The following is a 15,458-nucleotide window of genomic DNA, read 5'->3' on the forward strand; positions in this document are numbered from 1 at the left end:
CTACGCCTTGGTGAGGTCCTCGACCTCTTCCTCGGGCTCACGGCCCGGGGTGGGCAGATCGAACTTGGTGATCGCGAAGCGGAAGACCACGTAGTAGACCACCGCGAAGACCAGCCCCACCGGGATGATCAGCAGTGGTTTGGTGGCATGGCTCCAGTTCAGCGCGTAGTCGATGAACCCCGCGGAGAAGTTGAAGCCCGCGTGCACGCCCAGGGCCCAGGTGATCGCCATCGAGAGGGCTGTCAGCACCGCGTGGATCACGTAGAGCAGCGGCGCGATGAACATGAACGAGAACTCGATCGGCTCGGTCACGCCCGTGACGAACGAGGTCAGCGCCAGCGAGATCATCATGCCGAGCACGGCCTTGCGGCGCTCGGGGCGGGCGGTGTGCGCCATGGCCAGGGCGGCGGCCGGCAGGCCGAACATCATGATCGGGAAGAAGCCGGACATGAACATGCCCGCGCTCGGGTCACCGGCCAGGAAGCGGCTGAGGTCGCCGTGCACCGTGTCACCGGCCGCGTTGGTGAAGTCGCCGAGCTGGAACCAGGCCACGGTGTTCACGAACTGGTGCATGCCGATGGGGATCAGGGCGCGGTTGACGGCGCCGAAGAGGGCCGATCCCGCGGAGCCGAGCCCGGTCATCCACTCGCCGAAGTTGCTGATGCCGTCGCCGATGGGCTCCCAGACCAGGCCGAAGAAGACACCCACCACGATGCCGGTGAAGGCCATGATGATCGGTACCAGCCGGCGGCCGTTGAAGAAGCCGAGCCAGTCCACCAGCCGGGTGCGGTGGAACCGCTGCCACAGCACCGCGGTGAGCAGCCCCATGATGATGCCGCCGAGCACCCCGGGGTCGTTGAACTTGGCCGGTATGTCCTCGCCCTTCTGGATCACCGCGTCGGCGACCGGGAACGCCTCCAGCACCTTGCTGTAGACCAGGAACCCGACCACGGCGGCCAGCGCGGTGGAGCCGTCCGACTTCTTGGCGAACCCGATGGCCACGCCGACGCAGAACAGCAGCGGAAGGGCACCGGTGAGCGCGCCACCGGCGTTGTTGAACACGGCGGCGACCTTGTCCCAGCCCAGTCCGTCGGCGCCGAACACATCGGGCTGTCCGAGCCGGACCATGATTCCGGCGGCGGGCAGGACCGCGATCGGCAACTGAAGGCTGCGGCCGACCTTCTGTAGTCCTTGGAACAGGCCGGCACCCCGCTTTTGGGCGGGCGCCGCCGGGGCGGTGGCCGTACTCATCGGATTCCTCCTGGTGAGGCGGGCTCTCAGGGGAGGGGCGGCCCGCGCTATGGTCTAAACCACATGTGGTGTAGACCTGTTGTAGCACGTAGGGATCCGATGAAGGAATCTATCGTTCCAAGTGACGTGTAACGTCTTCGCCCGCATAATGGTGTAGACCACTTGCCGCAACGCGGACAGCAGGACGACAGGAGCGAACATGGCCACCAAGGCTGAGAAGATCGTCGAGGGGCTCGGCGGCATCGACAACATCGTCGAGGTCGAGGGCTGTATCACCCGTCTGCGCACCGAGGTCAAGGACGCCGCCCTGGTCGACGAGGCCCTGCTGAAGGCCGCGGGCGCCCATGGCGTGGTGAAGATGGGCAGCGCGATCCAGGTGGTCATCGGCACCGACGCGGACCCCGTCGCCGCCGAGATCGAAGACCTGATGTGAGCTCCCCAGACCTGAGGTGACCGGCCGGGACCTGAGGTGACCTGCCGGGCAGCCCGGAGCGCCGTCCCCCGGGAGCGGGGCCCTCGCCGGACGCGCACCGGGGGCCTCCGCGATGCCGATAGGCTCATCTCATGTCTCGTATCGACGGCCGCACCCCTGACCAGCTCCGCCCCGTGACCATCGAGCGCGGATGGAGCAAGCATGCCGAGGGCTCGGTCCTCGTCTCCTTCGGCGATACGCGGGTCCTGTGCACCGCGAGCGTCACCGAGGGCGTGCCGCGCTGGCGCAAGGGCAGCGGCGAGGGCTGGGTCACCGCGGAGTACGCGATGCTGCCGCGCTCCACCAACACCCGGGGCGACCGCGAGTCCGTCCGCGGCAAGATCGGCGGCCGTACCCATGAGATCTCCCGTCTCATCGGCCGCTCGCTGCGCGCGGTGATCGACTACAAGGCGCTCGGCGAGAACACCATCGTCCTGGACTGCGATGTCCTCCAGGCCGACGGCGGCACCCGCACCGCCGCCATCACCGGCGCCTATGTGGCCCTGGCCGACGCCATCGGCTGGGCCCGGGGCAAGAAGCTCATCAAGGCCACCCGGCAGCCGCTGACCGGCACCGTCTCCGCCGTCAGCGTCGGCATCGTCGGCGGCGTCCCCCTGCTCGACCTCGCTTACGAGGAGGACGTGCGCGCCGAGACCGATATGAACGTGGTCTGTACCGGTGACGGACGCTTCGTCGAGGTGCAGGGCACGGCGGAGGGCGAGCCCTTCGCCCGCGAGGAGCTGAACGGGCTGCTGGACCTCGCCGTGGCCGGCTGCGAGACCCTGACCGGGATCCAGCGGGCGGCGCTGGCCCAGGAGATGTGACGAGGGCACCGAGCAACCGTCGCGCGGCGCCCGGCGTTTAGTCAGGTACCAGCACCGTTCCCGGGGAAGGACCCACTCCATGGCGCCGCGCCACCGTCACCGCCGTACCACCGCAGTCACCGCTCTCGCCGCCGTCGCGCTCGTCGTGCCGGTCACCGTCGGCTGCTCCGCGGTGGAGAAGGCGCTCGACTGCGCCCAGCTCGCGGTCGAGATATCCAACGACGTGGACGACCTCCAGGACGCGCTGACCGGTGCCGCGGTCGATCCGCAGGACGCCGACAAGATCCTTGACTCCCTCGACAAGGACATCGACAAGGTGGGCGACCGCACCGACAACGCGGACGTCGGCAAGGCCGTGGACGACCTCCAGAAGGCCCTGGACAACGTCCAGAAGTCGGTGGACAGTGGCAAGCACCCGGACATGAGCCCGGTCAGGGACGCGGCGGGCGAGCTGACCGGTGTCTGCAAGCCCTGACCTCCCCTCGATAATCGAGAGCTATGCAGCAACACACTGAGGGACACCGCCCGCACCCCCGCCGTCTGGTCCTCGCGACCCGCAACGCCTACAAGATCACCGAACTGCGCTCGATCCTGGGCGAGGTTGGCCTGGACGCCGAACTCGTCGGCGCCGACGCCTATCCGGAGGTCCCGGACGTCAAGGAGACCGGCGTGACCTTCGCGGAGAACGCCCTCCTCAAGGCCCACGCCCTGGCACAGGCCACCGGCCACCCCGCCATCGCCGACGACTCCGGCCTCTGCGTGGACGTCCTCGGCGGCGCCCCCGGCATCTTCTCGGCCCGCTGGTCGGGCCGGCACGGCGACGACCGCGCCAATCTCGAGCTGCTGCTCGCCCAGATCTCCGACGTCCCCGACGAACACCGCGGCGCCCACTTCGCCTGCGCCGCCGCCCTCGTCCTCCCCGACGGCACCGAGCGCGTCGTCTCCGGCCGGCTCACCGGCACGCTCCGCCATGAGCCCGTGGGCGGCGGGGGGTTCGGCTACGACCCCATCCTCCAGCCGTACGGCGAGACTCGCACCTGTGCCGAACTGGACCCCGAGGAGAAGAACGCCATCAGCCACCGCGGCAAGGCGTTCCGCGCGATCGCCCCGATCGTCCGCGAACTCCTGGGGTGAGCGGCCCCGTAGGACGCCGCAGGCCCGGCCCGCGATGATGCGGGCCGGGCCTGCGTTCACCCGGCGTGCGGCCGGAGGGACTCGAACCCTCACGGGAGTTACCCCACTGGGACCTAAACCCAGCATGACTGCCAATTCCATCACGGCCGCTCGGCACGGTCATGGTACTGCCTGGTGAACGGGGTCCGGGGCGGCGGCCCCGGGTCCGTCACAGCCCCAGGTCTTTGATGATCTTGGCTACGTGGCCGGTGGCCTTCACGTTGTACAGGGCGCGCTCGACCTTGCCCTGCTCGTCGATGATGACAGTCGAGCGGATCACGCCGATGACCGTCTTGCCGTAGAGCTTCTTCTCGCCGAAGGCGCCGTACGCCTCCAGGGTCTCCTTGGCGGGGTCGGCGAGCAGCGTGACCTTGAGGTCCTCCTGGTCGCGGAACTTGGCCAGCTTCTCGGGCTTGTCGGGGGAGATGCCGATGACGTCGTAGCCGTGGCCAGAGAGGAAGGCGAGGTTGTCGGTGAAGTCGCACGCCTGCTTGGTGCAGCCGGGGGTGAGGGCGGCGGGGTAGAAGTAGACGATCACCTTACGGCCGGCGTGGTCGGCGAGCGAGACCTCCTTGCCGTCCGCGTCGGGGAGGGTGAAGGCGGGGGCGGTGGTGCCGGGCTGAAGTCGCTCGCTCATGGTCTGGTGCTCCTCGTGGCGTCGGGGGTACGTACCCGACATTAGCCAGCTTCCCGTCCGGGGGTGCCGTGGGGCGGGGAGGAGGGCGAGCTGACAGACTGTCCATCACGAATCATCGAGACTGTACGGAGGCAGCGCGGTGTCGGATGCCAGGACCCCTGCGCAGATCGAGGCGGACATCGCCCGCAGGCGGCAGGAGCTCGCCGTGACGCTCGACGAGATCGGGGTGCGGATGCACCCGAAGACGATCATCGGGGACGCGAAGGCGAAGGCGGCGTCGGCCGTGGACCGTACCGCCGGGCGGGCCTATGTGTCCGCCAACCGCGTGGTGACGGGCGTACGGGGCCAGTTGGTGTCGGAGGAGGGCCGGCCTCGTATGGAGCGGATTGTGCCGGTCGCGCTCGCCGTGGCCGGGCTGGTCGGGCTGCTCGCGCTGTCGGCGAGGTCCTCCCGGTCCGCCAAGGCGTCCCGCTCCTCGCGGTGCGCCAAGCGGCACCGCTGAGCGGAGGGCGCCCCGCACCGGCCCTGAGGCGGCCCGCCCCGGCCCTGAGGCGTCATCGCGCCGCCCGGCCAGGTACGGTCATGGCGTGAGTGCGAACACGACCCATGACAAGCTGCCCATCCGGATGCTGCACGACCGTGTGCTGGTCCGCACCGACATTCCGGAGGGCGAGCGCCGCTCGTCCGGCGGCATCGTCATTCCCGCCACCGCGGCGGTCGGCCGACGGCTGGCCTGGGCCGAGGTGGTCGCGGTCGGGCAGAGCGTACGGACCGTGGAACCCGGTGACCGGGTGCTCTACGACCCGGAGGACCGGGCCGAGGTCGAGGTCCGCGGGGTCGCCTACGTCCTGATGCGGGAGCGCGATCTGCATGCGGTGGCCGCCGAGCGGCTGGAGGGCGCCGAGGACTCCACGGGGCTCTACCTGTAGGGAACGGGGAGCGGGGCTCTGCCGGTAGGGATACCGCGGAATCGGACATGACAGAGGGTGGTGACGGTCTCCGTCACCACCCTCCGCTGTTCGTGGTCCGCGGTCTCAGCCGCCCACCGGCCCCCCTGGGTCGCCCGGATCGCCACCCGGATCACCCGGCCCGCCCGGGCCCGGCTCCGTCGTCGGCCCCCCGGTGGGGATGTCCGTCGGCGGGGTGGTGTCCGTCGGCGGTGTCGTCGGCAGCGACGGCGGGGTGTCGGTCGGCGCCGTGGGGACCGAGGTGTCCGGCGGGGCGCCGGTCGGGGGAGTGGTGACCACCGGCGGCAGGGAGCCCGGCGACTGCTGGCCGGGCTGGGAGCCGTCGGGGGTGCTCGCCCCGTCCTCCAGCCGCAGATCGAACTCGGCCGGTGGCTTGCCGTCCAGCGCGCCCGATGTGTACTGCGCCCAGATCTCGGCGGGATAGCCGCCGCCGTTGATCCGCTCCAGGCCCGTCGCCCCGTACAGCGGCTTCTGCACGCCGGTGTCGGAGTCCTGGCCCATCACCGCGACCACGGTCGCCAGATCCGGGGTGTAGCCCGCGAACCAGGCGGCCTTGTCCTCCTCCGCCGTGCCCGTCTTGCCCGCCGCCGGGCGCTCGGCGGCCTGGGCGGCGGTGCCGGTGCCGCCGTCGACCACGCTCTGCAGTATCGAGGTGGTGGTGTCGGCGGCGCTGCGCGGGATGGCCTGCCGGTTCTCCCGGTCCGGGAGACTCACCCGCGCACCGTCCTTGGTGACCTTCTCGACCAGGCTGTACTTGCCGTGCTCGCCGTGGTTGGCGAGGGTCGCGTACGCCTCGGTCATGTCCAGCACGCTCGCGGTGGCCGGGCCGAGCGCGATGGAGGGGGAGGCGTGCAGATCGGGGGTGGTCCTGGGGACGCCCAGGTCGATGGCGGTCTGCTTGACCTTGGCGGGGCCGACGTCCTGGGCCATCTGCGCGTACACCGAGTTCACCGAGTTGTCGGTGGCGGTGGTGACGTCGATGTCGCCGTAGTCGACGTCGTCCTCGTTGGCCGGGGAGTAGCCGGTGGGTCCCTCCGGGCCGACGACCTCGCGCTTGTTGTCGCCGTTGTAGAGGGTGTCCGGGGTGATCGTCTGACCGTCCTGGGTGGTGGACCCGTAGCGCACCGCCGAGGTGAAGACGAATGGCTTGAACGTGGATCCCACCTGGTAGTCACGGCGGGTCGCGTTGTTGACGAACTGCTTGGTGTAGTCGATCCCGCCGTAGAGCGCGACCACCTTCCCGGTCTTCGGGTCGATCGAGGCGCCGCCCGCGCGCACATAGCGGTCGACCTTGCGGTCCTTTGGGCTGAGCTTGCTCATCAGCCGGTCGCGCACGGCCTCCGCGAAGGCGTCCTGCTTCTTCTTGTCGATCGTGGTGGTGATGCGGTAGCCGCCGCGCGCCAGGGTCTGCTCGTCGATGATCCCGTTGCTGGTGAGGTAGTCCTCCACGGCCTCGACGAGATAGCCGCGCTGGCCGGACATGCCCGAGGCGACCCTGGCGTCGGAGGGCGTGGGGAAGGTCATCTTCTGCCGGTCGGCCCGGGTCAGCCAGCCCTTCTTGACCATGCCGTCCAGGACGTAGCGCCAGCGGGCCGTGGCCCGCCCCTTGTTCTGCGGATGGGCGACGACGTCGTAGGCGCTGGGGGCGTTCAGCAGGGTCGCCAGATACGCGCCCTGGGCGGTGTCCAGCTCGCCGATGTCCTTGCCGTAGTACGCCTGGGCGGCGGCCTGGATGCCGTAGGCGTTGCGCCCGAAGTAGCTGGTGTTGAGGTAGCCCTCGAGGATCTTGTCCTTGCTCACCTCCCGGTCCAGCTTGATCGCGATGAAGAACTCCTTGGCCTTACGGGTGACCGTCTGCTCCTGGTCCAGGTAGTAGTTCTTCACATACTGCTGGGTGATGGTGGAGCCGGACTGCTTGCCCTTGCCGGTGGCGGTGTTCCAGGCGGCCCGGACCATCGCCTCGGGGTTGATGGCCGACTCCGAGTAGAAGTCCCGGTCCTCGGCCGCCAGCACCGCGTGCTGGATCCGCTTGGGGATCTGGCTGAGCTGGACGTTCTCCCGGTTGACCTTGCCCTCGCGGGCGAGCTGGGAGCCGTCGGAGTAGAGGAAGACATTGCTCTGGGCGATGGCGGCTCTGTTGGCCGGGGGGATGTCGACGAGCAGATAGCCGGTGACGAGCCCGCCCGCGATCAGCAGGACGATCAGGAGGAAGCCTCCGAGGACCATGCGCCAGGTGGGCAGCAGCCGGCGCCATCCGGTGCGCTGGGGACGGCCCTTTCTGCCCTTGGCCGGTTTGCCCGCAGGGAGGCCGTCCGCGCGGTGCGGCGTGTCGTGGTCGCCATCGTCGATGCCCGGCCGGGCACCCGTTCCGGCCGGGCCACCGTCGATCAACTGGGGCTCGTCGCTCATGTCTCCTGAGACTCCTCAGCCGCCGTCGAGGGTTGCACGGCGGCAGGATCGTGCACGGTCGGGCGATTCGCGTCGTACGCCCGATAAAACACTGTCGCATCATCCGTTCCGGACCGAGGACGTGGCGCGCACCCGTGACTGGTCTGTGACCGGCCATATGGATGATTCCGCTCACACCATCCGGTGAATATTGCCTGGCCGTCTCTCCGGTCACCCCACTAGGCTCCGGATTTTGGCGCCGACCGGGCGCCGAGGTCGGGGAGGGAGGGGCGGGCGGATGCGGCTGTACGCGGCCGTCGCGGTCAGCGGCTTCAAACGCTACGCGACGTATCGGGTCGCCACCGTGGCCGGGGTCTTCACCAATACCGTTTTCGGCTTCATCCTCGCCTACACCTACACCGCGCTGTGGGACGAGCGGCCGCATCTCGGCGGCTACGACCTCGACCAGGCGCTGACCTTCGTCTGGCTCGGCCAGGCGCTGCTGGCGGCCGTAGCGCTGATGGGCGGCGGCTTCCAGGAGGAGCTCCAGGACCGCATCCGCTCCGGTGACATCGCCGTGGACCTCTACCGCCCCGTCGACCTCCAGTCGTGGTGGCTGGCCACCGAGCTGGGCCGGGCGCTGTTCCAACTGCTGGGGCGCGGTGTGGTGCCGATGGGGATCGGGGCGCTGGTCTTCGAGCTCCGGCTGCCCGCCTCGCCGCTGACCTGGCTGTGGTTCCTGCTGTCGGTGGTGCTCGCGGTGTGCGTCGGCTTCGCGGTGCGCTATCTGGTCTCGCTCGCCTCCTTCTGGCTGCTCGACGGGACGGGGCTGTCCATGCTCAGCGGGCTGCTGTGCCTGTTCTTCTCCGGGATGATCCTGCCGCTCAACGTCTTCCCCGGGCAGCTCGGCGAGATCGCCCGTGCGCTGCCCTGGGCGGCGATGCTCCAGGTGCCCGCGGATGTCTTCCTGGAGGAGCGCCGGGGGGCGGGGCTGCTGGGGGCGTTCGCCTTCCAGGCGGGGTGGATGGTGGTGCTGCTGGCGGCGGGGCGGGTGCTCCAGTCGGTGGCGACTCGGAAGGTGGTGGTCCAGGGTGGCTGAGTCGGCCGTGTCCACCGGGCTGCGGGCCTACGTCCTGATCGTCGGGATGTGGGTGCGCTCCACGATGGCGTACCGCACCTCGTTCCTGATCATGACGCTGGGGAACCTCCTCGCGACTGGCCTGGACTTCGTGGCGATCGCGCTGATGTTCACCCATATCGGGCAACTGGGCGGCTTCACTCTTGACGAAGTCGCCTTCCTCTACGGCACCACCAGCGTCGCCTTCGGCCTCGCCGATCTCGTGCTGGGCACCATGGGGCGGCTGGGCCAGCGGGTGCGCGACGGCACGATGGACACCCTGCTGGTGCGGCCGGTGCCGATACTCGCCCAGGTTGCCGCCGACCGCTTCGCGCTGCGCCGGCTGGGCCGGATCATCCAGGGGGCGGTGCTGCTCGGCTGGTCGCTGAGCCGGCTGGACATCGACTGGACGCTGGACCGGGTGCTGCTGATGCCGGTGATGCTGCTGAGCGGGGGTGCCATCTTCGGGGCGCTGTTCGTGCTCGGCGGCGCCTTCCAGTTCTGGGCCAAGGACGCCTCCGAGGTGCAGAACGCCTTCACCTTCGGCGGGACCACGCTGCTGGAGTACCCGCCCACGGTCTTCGGCAAGGAGCTGCTGCGGGGCGTCACCTTCGTCATCCCGCTGGCCTTCGTCAACTGGCTCCCGGCGCTGCACATCCTGGGCCGCCCCGATCCGCTGGGGCTCCCGGCCCGGATCGGCTTCGCGGCGCCGCTGGTCGCCTGCGGCTGCTGTGCGGTGGCGGGGCTGGCCTGGCGGGCGGGGCTGCGGGCGTATCAGAGCACGGGGAGCTGAACGGGGAGTTGAGGGGAGGACGGTCATGGACGATCTGATCGAGCTCGACGGTGTCGAGAAGGTGTTCCAGGTGCGGCGCAGAGCCGGGCTGATGCGCCGTGAGCGCCGTGAGGTGCGCGCCGTGGACGGCATCAGCTTCCGGGTGCCGCGCGGCGAGATGGTGGGCTACATCGGGCCGAACGGCGCCGGGAAGTCCACCACGATCAAGATGCTGACCGGGATCCTGGTGCCCAGCGGCGGACGGCTGAGGGTCGCCGGAATCGACCCCTCCAGGGAGCGGACGCGGCTCGCGCGCCGGATCGGGGTGGTCTTCGGGCAGCGCACCACCCTGTGGTGGGATCTGCCGCTGCGCGATTCGTACGCGCTGGTGCGGCGGATGTACCGGATCCCCGACGACCGCTACCGGGAGAACCTGGACCGCTGTGTGGAACTGCTCAACCTGAGCGAGCTGTTGGACGTGCCGGTGCGTCAGCTCTCGCTCGGCCAGCGGATGCGCGGCGATATCGCGGCCGCCCTGCTGCACGACCCCGAGGTGCTCTATCTCGACGAGCCGACCATCGGGCTCGATGTGGTCAGCAAGGCGAAGGTGCGGCAGTTCCTGCGCGATGTGAACGCCGAGCAGGGCACCACCGTGCTGCTCACCACCCACGATCTGACCGATATCGAACTGCTCTGCAAGCGGGTGATGGTCATCGACCACGGCCGGCTGGTCTACGACGGCGGGCTGGACGGGCTGCACGCGGTGGGGGAGAGCGAACGCACCCTCGTGGTCGACCTGGAGCAGGAGCTGCCGCCCATCGAGATCCCCGGCTCCCGGACGGTGCGGGTCGAGGGGCCCCGGCAGTGGCTGGCCTTCCCGGCGACCAGCAGCGCGGCGCCGATCGTCGCGGCGGTCGCCGACGGCTATCCGCTGGTGGACCTCTCGGTGCGGGAGCCCGAGATCGAGGACGTGATCGCGAGGATGCTGCACGGGGGGCGCGGAGTGTGAGTACGGGAGACGGATCGGGGGCGGACCCGCGTACGAGATACGGGCCACGGCCGGTGCCCGCCGTTAGTCTGTCCGTATGACGAGCGCTGGTTCTTCCCAGGGGGCGAGCCCCGACCTCCCGGACCCGGCCGAGATGCGGGCCTCCGACGCCGAGCGGGAGCGGATCGCGGAGGTCCTCCGCGAAGCCGTCGCCGAAGGCCGCCTGGACATGGAGGAGTTCGACGAGCGGCTGAACGCGGCCTACACGGCGCGCACCCACGGCGAGTTGGAGCCGCTGGTACGGGACCTCCCGGTGCCCGGTGGCGCCGCTCCGGCCCCGCCGGCCCCGGCCGATCCGGGCGGCTGGAGGGAGCGCATCGGCGGCACCCCGACGTCCAGCATGGGGATCGCGATCATGGGGGGCTTCCAGCGCAAGGGCACCTGGACGGTGCCGCGCCGCTTCACCGCGTTCACGCTCATGGGCGGCGGTGAGATCGATCTGCGCGAGGCCCGCTTCGAGGACCGCGAGGTCGTCATCCGCTGCTTCGCCCTCATGGGCGGTGTGCAGATCACCGTGGAGCCGGGCGTCGACACGCATGTCAGCGGCATCGGCATCATGGGCGGCTTCGACCACGACGGAGGGGTCGAGGGCGAGCCCGGCGCGCCACGGGTGACCGTCACCGGCCTCGCGCTCTTCGGCGGGGTCACGGTCGAGCGCAAGCTCCGTAAGGAGGAGCAGAAGCGCCTCAAGGAGGAGCGCCGCCGGGTGAAGGCGGAGCGCAGGTACGAGCTGCGCACCGAGCGCCGGGAACTGCGGGGCGCACGGCGCGATGAGCGCTGTGAGGAGCGGGAAGAGCGCCGGCTGTCCCTGGAGAAGGACCGCCGCGAGGACTAGGGACGACCCCGGGGTCTGGGGCGGAGCCCCGGTCCGGCTCTCTCCCTACAGCTCGGCCGCCGTGCGGCCCCGCAGATGGTTCAGGTCCAGCGCCCGCGCCATCGCCCGGTAGCCGTTGTCGCTCGGGTGCAGATGGTCGCCGGAGTCGTACATCGGGCGCAGCCGCAGCGGGCTGATCGGGTCGCGCAGCGCCTTGTCGAAGTCCACGACGTCGTCGAAGACCCTCCCGGCCCGGATCCGCGCGTTCACCTGCTCGCGTACGGCGTCGAGCTGGGGTGTGTAGCCGCGGTGCCCGTAGAAGGGCGTCAGGGTGGCTCCGATGACCCGCAGGCCGCGGGCGTGGGCCTGCTCGGTCAGCCGCCTCAGGCCCCATACGATCCGGTCGGGGTCGGTCTCATGGGGGATGCGCAGTATGTCGTTGACACCCAGCTCGACGACCACGGCCTTGACGCCCGTACGGGACAGCACATCGCGGTCGAAGCGGGAGAGCCCGCTGGGGTTGTTGGGCGGGTACTGCGTGCCGTCGCTCAGCACGCGGTTGCCGCTGATGCCCTGGTTGAGCACGCCGAAGCGGGGCGCGCCTTGCTCGCTGCGCAGCCGCTCGGCGAGGAAGTCGGTCCACCGGTGGTTGGCCCCGGCGGTGGAGGTGATGCCGTCGGTGATCGAGTCGCCCAGCACCGCGACCGCGCCCTCGGCCTGCTTGGACCACACGTCCACACCGGTCAGATAGCGCCAGTAAGGGCTCTGCTGGGTGTAGGCGGCGCCTGCCGTGTCCTCCGTACGGTCGCCACGCGCCATGTACGACGTCTGGCGGGCGTGCGGATGGTAGGTGACCGAGCCGGACGCCTGCGGGGTGTAGGTGGTGACCAGCAGATCGGCCGCGTCCGGGACGGCGAGCCGCACCGGGTCGCTGGTGATGGCCTTACCGGGCGGGATCGTCACCCAGGAGCGGTTGTTGAAGGCGAGGCGGCGCATGGTGCCGGCCGCCGCCGTGGGGTTGCTGGGCGCGGCGGCCAGTGCCAGCGAGGCGTGCGTGATCGTCAGCGGGCGGCTGCTGTAGAAGTTGGAGAGCTGGATGCGGGCGCTGGTGCCGCCGATGGTGCTGTGCACCACGTTCCGTATCGACATGCCCGACAGCCCGCGCAGCGTCCTCGGCTCGGCGGCCGCCGCCGAGGTGGACCAGGTGCCCACCCAGGACCCGGCCGAGGCCGGGTCGGCCGCGCCGCGTGCCCCCTGCGCACGGGAGTCCGTACCGCCGTTGTCGCCACCGAGCCCGATGAATATCGCGGTGGAGACGAGGATCACCACAGCCGCCAGCGCAGCGAGCACGGCATACCCCGTGCGTCTGGGCATTGGGGGCATGCTCATGAGCGGGTTGTCTCCTCGGGCGGACGGAGCCCGGGGCTCCGGAAGTGGACGGGAACGGCGGGTGGTATCCGGCAGCGCCGATGCGGTCCGGTCGGTCACTCATGATCCCACGGCGGGACCCGGCTCCGCCTGTCGGCCTGCCCCCAATGGTCTGGGTCGCTCCCCCAGACAGACGACGGGAACTCACCGTTCGTTCCACCCATGGGCGACTGAGACCGGAAAGAGACAATGCATGAGGGGACGGGTCGACCGGGTGGAGCGTATGGAGCGAAGAACGACTGGTGAGACGGCGGCCCCGCGGCCCCGGGGCGCGGCTGTGCCCTTTGTCACGGACAGTCCCCTGGACGTGGAGCGGCGGCGTGGAGTGCGCCGGATGAAGGCGCTCGCCACCGGCATGCTGCTCGGTGTCGCACTGGTGTACGTGCTCGCCACCTGGGCGCGCTCCTCCGGTATCGGTGGCTGGACCGGCTATGTCGCCGCGGCCGCCGAGGCGGGCATGGTGGGCGCGCTGGCCGACTGGTTCGCGGTCACCGCGCTCTTCCGGCGGCCCATGGGGCTGCCGATTCCCCATACGGCGATCATCCCCACCAAGAAGGACCAGCTCGGGGTCAGCCTCGGGGAGTTCGTCGGGGAGAACTTCCTCTCCGGCGACGTCGTACGGATGCGGTTGCGCGCGGTCGGCATCGGCGGCCGGCTCGGCACCTGGCTCGTCCAGCCCGAGCATGCCGAGCGGGTGACGGCCGAGCTGGCGACCGCGCTGCGCGGCGCGCTCACGGTGCTGCGCGACTCCGATGTGCAGGCGGTGGTGGGCGAGGCGATCACCCGCCGGGCGGACGCCCAGGAGGTCGCGCCGGGCCTGGGCAAGCTGCTGGAGCGCGTTGTCGCGGAGGGCGGCCACCGCCGCGCCGTGGACCTGGTGTGCCTGCGCGCCCACGACTGGCTGGTGGAGCACAACGACTCGGTGATGCAGGCCGTGACCGGCGGCGCCCCCGGCTGGACGCCGCGGTTCGTGGACCGCAAGGTCGGCGACCGCGTCTACCGGGAACTGCTGCGCTTCGTCACCGAGATGCGCGATATGCCCGCCCATCCGGCGCGCGGCGCCCTGGACCGCTTCCTCACCGACTTCGCCGGGGATCTCCAGTCCGACACCGACACCCGGGCGCGGGTGGAGCGGGTCAAGAGCGAGGTGCTGGGGCGCGGCGACGTCCAGGACATCATCGCCACGGCCTGGGCCTCGGTGCGGGCGATGATCGTCACGGCGGCCGAGGACGAGCGCAGCGAGCTGCGGCAGCGGGCGCGGGCGGCGATTCTCTCGCTGGGCAGGCGGATGGTGACGGACCAACGGCTGCGGGGCAAGGTCGACGGCTGGCTGGAGGACGCCGCCGTCTATGTGGTGACGACGTATCGGGACGAGATCACCTCGCTGATCACCGAGACGGTGGCGGGCTGGGACGCGGAGCACACCTCGCGGAAGATCGAGGCCCATATCGGCCGGGATCTTCAGTTCATCCGGATCAACGGCACGGTGGTGGGTGCCCTGGCCGGGCTGGTGATCTATACGGTCTCGCGGGCGATGGGCGGATAGCCGCGTCCTGTCTCTGGCAGGTGCGCGCGGCCTGGCCTATGGTGCGCGCGTGCGACGTCGTCGAGGGCGGGCCGTGCTCGCCCGGGGGCTGTGGACGGCCGGTGAACTCGCCGTCACCCTCGGGCTCGTGGTGCTGCTCCTGGTCGTCCACCAACTGTGGTGGACCAACCGGCAGGCCAGGGCGGGCGCACGGCATGAGGTGGGCGTCCTGGAGCGGCAATGGCGGGACGGGGCCGCCGAGTCCGCGACACCGGCGCCGGGGGCGACCCGCTCCTCCGACTCCCCTCATGGGGACGGACGCGACCGTGAGCGGGCGACCGGGGGCGGCGGTCAGGGGCCGCGCCGGGACCAGGCGTACGCCGTGCTCCGGATCCCGCGGATCGGCCTTACGGTGCCCATCGCGGAGGGCATCGGCCGGGCGGCGGTGCTCAACAAGGGGTATGTGGGCCACTATCCGCGCACCGCCCAGCCGGGCCAGGCGGGCAATGTCGCCCTCGCGGGCCACCGCAACACCCACGGCGAGCCCTTCCGGCAGTTGGACGAGGTGCGCCCGGGCGACACGGTGCGCATCGACACCGCCGACGCCCGCTACACGTACACGGTCGAGCGCACCCTGCCGCGCACCTCGCCCGCCGACGGCACGGTGGTCGCCCGGGTGCCGTACAGCTCCACCCATCCCCGCTACCGCTACACCGAACCGGGCTACTACCTCACGCTGACGACCTGCACCCCCGAATTCACCTCCCGCTACCGCCTGGTGGTCTGGGCCCGGCTGCGGGCCGCCGCCCCACGGGACCTGGGCGGGGGCCATTGAGCGCTCCGCGGGATGTGCCGTGATGTGCCGTGATGTGCCGTCGTTCGTCCGCGGCGCCGTCGTGACTGGTCGCGCAGTTCCCCGCGCCCCTTCGGGGCGCACCCGACCGGACCGGACTTCATCGAGGCCGCTTAGACTGGCGGGAGCCTGGAGGGGAGACCGGCCGGGAGAGGGGGTGTGAGGGTGTCGCGACGATTCGAAGCGCT

Annotated in this window: 15 protein-coding genes, 1 tRNA gene and 1 pseudogene; 12 read left to right on the top strand and 5 right to left on the bottom strand. The window is 70.6% G+C overall.

Going from position 1 to position 15,458, the window contains the following annotated elements:
* The gene (locus KN815_RS06825; RefSeq protein WP_216340841.1) at nucleotides 1-1,251 is read right to left on the bottom strand and encodes a PTS transporter subunit EIIC; all 1,251 of its coding nucleotides are present in this window, start codon (nucleotides 1,249-1,251) and stop codon (nucleotides 1-3) included.
* A 190-nt stretch (nucleotides 1,252-1,441) separates the two neighbouring features.
* Between KN815_RS06825 and KN815_RS06830 the strand changes: the two are divergent.
* From KN815_RS06830 to rdgB, 4 genes and pseudogenes are all read left to right on the top strand, one after another.
* A pseudogene (locus tag KN815_RS06830) lies at nucleotides 1,442-1,684 on the top strand (PTS sugar transporter subunit IIB); the annotation flags it as partial.
* 131 nt (nucleotides 1,685-1,815) lie between these two features.
* Complete coding sequence (rph, locus tag KN815_RS06835) at nucleotides 1,816-2,547, top strand: ribonuclease PH (protein WP_216340843.1); 732 nt, start codon at nucleotides 1,816-1,818, stop codon at nucleotides 2,545-2,547.
* Between the two features lie 79 nt (nucleotides 2,548-2,626).
* Complete coding sequence (locus KN815_RS06840; protein ID WP_216340844.1) at nucleotides 2,627-3,022, top strand: hypothetical protein; 396 nt, start codon at nucleotides 2,627-2,629, stop codon at nucleotides 3,020-3,022.
* A 23-nt stretch (nucleotides 3,023-3,045) separates the two neighbouring features.
* A complete protein-coding gene (gene rdgB / locus KN815_RS06845) occupies nucleotides 3,046-3,681 on the top strand; it encodes an RdgB/HAM1 family non-canonical purine NTP pyrophosphatase (RefSeq protein ID WP_216340845.1) in 636 nt (211 codons plus the stop codon).
* A 66-nt stretch (nucleotides 3,682-3,747) separates the two neighbouring features.
* Here rdgB and KN815_RS06850 read toward each other — a convergent pair.
* A tRNA-Leu gene (locus KN815_RS06850) sits at nucleotides 3,748-3,831 on the bottom strand.
* Between the two features lie 58 nt (nucleotides 3,832-3,889).
* A complete protein-coding gene (gene bcp, locus KN815_RS06855) occupies nucleotides 3,890-4,357 on the bottom strand; it encodes a thioredoxin-dependent thiol peroxidase (RefSeq protein WP_216340846.1) in 468 nt (155 codons plus the stop codon).
* Between the two features lie 139 nt (nucleotides 4,358-4,496).
* Here bcp and KN815_RS06860 point away from each other — a divergent pair, with 139 nt between their 5' ends.
* Entirely contained in the window at nucleotides 4,497-4,859 is a 363-nt protein-coding gene (locus KN815_RS06860; RefSeq protein WP_216340847.1) for a DUF3618 domain-containing protein, read from the top strand.
* A gap of 124 nt (nucleotides 4,860-4,983) precedes the next feature.
* The gene (locus tag KN815_RS06865) at nucleotides 4,984-5,286 is read left to right on the top strand and encodes a GroES family chaperonin (RefSeq protein WP_052393151.1); all 303 of its coding nucleotides are present in this window, start codon (nucleotides 4,984-4,986) and stop codon (nucleotides 5,284-5,286) included.
* A 105-nt stretch (nucleotides 5,287-5,391) separates the two neighbouring features.
* On the opposite strand, the gene KN815_RS06870 is transcribed toward KN815_RS06865, so the two are convergent.
* Complete coding sequence (locus KN815_RS06870) at nucleotides 5,392-7,734, bottom strand: transglycosylase domain-containing protein (protein ID WP_216340848.1); 2,343 nt, start codon at nucleotides 7,732-7,734, stop codon at nucleotides 5,392-5,394.
* A gap of 277 nt (nucleotides 7,735-8,011) precedes the next feature.
* Here KN815_RS06870 and KN815_RS06875 point away from each other — a divergent pair, with 277 nt between their 5' ends.
* The 4 genes from KN815_RS06875 to KN815_RS06890 all read left to right on the top strand — a co-directional run bounded on the left by KN815_RS06875 (nucleotide 8,012) and on the right by KN815_RS06890 (nucleotide 11,485).
* Nucleotides 8,012-8,812, top strand: a complete 801-nt coding sequence (locus KN815_RS06875) for an ABC transporter permease (RefSeq protein ID WP_216340849.1) — start codon at nucleotides 8,012-8,014, stop codon at nucleotides 8,810-8,812.
* 46 nt (nucleotides 8,813-8,858) lie between these two features.
* Entirely contained in the window at nucleotides 8,859-9,623 is a 765-nt protein-coding gene (locus KN815_RS06880; RefSeq protein ID WP_253208807.1) for an ABC transporter permease, read from the top strand.
* A gap of 25 nt (nucleotides 9,624-9,648) precedes the next feature.
* The gene (locus KN815_RS06885) at nucleotides 9,649-10,611 is read left to right on the top strand and encodes an ABC transporter ATP-binding protein (RefSeq protein WP_216340851.1); all 963 of its coding nucleotides are present in this window, start codon (nucleotides 9,649-9,651) and stop codon (nucleotides 10,609-10,611) included.
* Nucleotides 10,612-10,687: 76 nt separating this feature from the next.
* Nucleotides 10,688-11,485 carry a DUF1707 SHOCT-like domain-containing protein gene (locus KN815_RS06890; RefSeq protein WP_253208806.1) on the top strand — a complete coding sequence of 266 codons (798 nt, stop codon included), beginning with the start codon at nucleotides 10,688-10,690 and terminating at the stop codon, nucleotides 11,483-11,485.
* Nucleotides 11,486-11,530: 45 nt separating this feature from the next.
* Here the strand turns inward: KN815_RS06890 and KN815_RS06895 are convergent, their stop codons facing one another.
* On the bottom strand, nucleotides 11,531-12,838 hold the full coding sequence (locus tag KN815_RS06895; protein WP_216340852.1) for an SGNH/GDSL hydrolase family protein: 1,308 nt from the start codon (nucleotides 12,836-12,838) through the stop codon (nucleotides 11,531-11,533).
* A 247-nt stretch (nucleotides 12,839-13,085) separates the two neighbouring features.
* On the opposite strand from KN815_RS06895, the gene KN815_RS06900 reads away from it, so the two are divergent.
* Together KN815_RS06900 and KN815_RS06905 are read left to right on the top strand one after the other, a co-directional pair.
* On the top strand, nucleotides 13,086-14,438 hold the full coding sequence (locus KN815_RS06900) for a DUF445 domain-containing protein (RefSeq protein ID WP_216340853.1): 1,353 nt from the start codon (nucleotides 13,086-13,088) through the stop codon (nucleotides 14,436-14,438).
* 49 nt (nucleotides 14,439-14,487) lie between these two features.
* Nucleotides 14,488-15,252: a class E sortase gene (locus tag KN815_RS06905; RefSeq protein WP_216340854.1), complete on the top strand. Its 765-nt coding sequence runs from the start codon at nucleotides 14,488-14,490 to the stop codon at nucleotides 15,250-15,252.
* Nucleotides 15,253-15,458 lie beyond the last annotated feature (206 nt).

Origin of the sequence: Streptomyces niphimycinicus (assembly GCF_018883605.1) — a bacterium.
GTDB classification, from domain to species: Bacteria; Actinomycetota; Actinomycetes; order Streptomycetales; family Streptomycetaceae; genus Streptomyces; species Streptomyces niphimycinicus.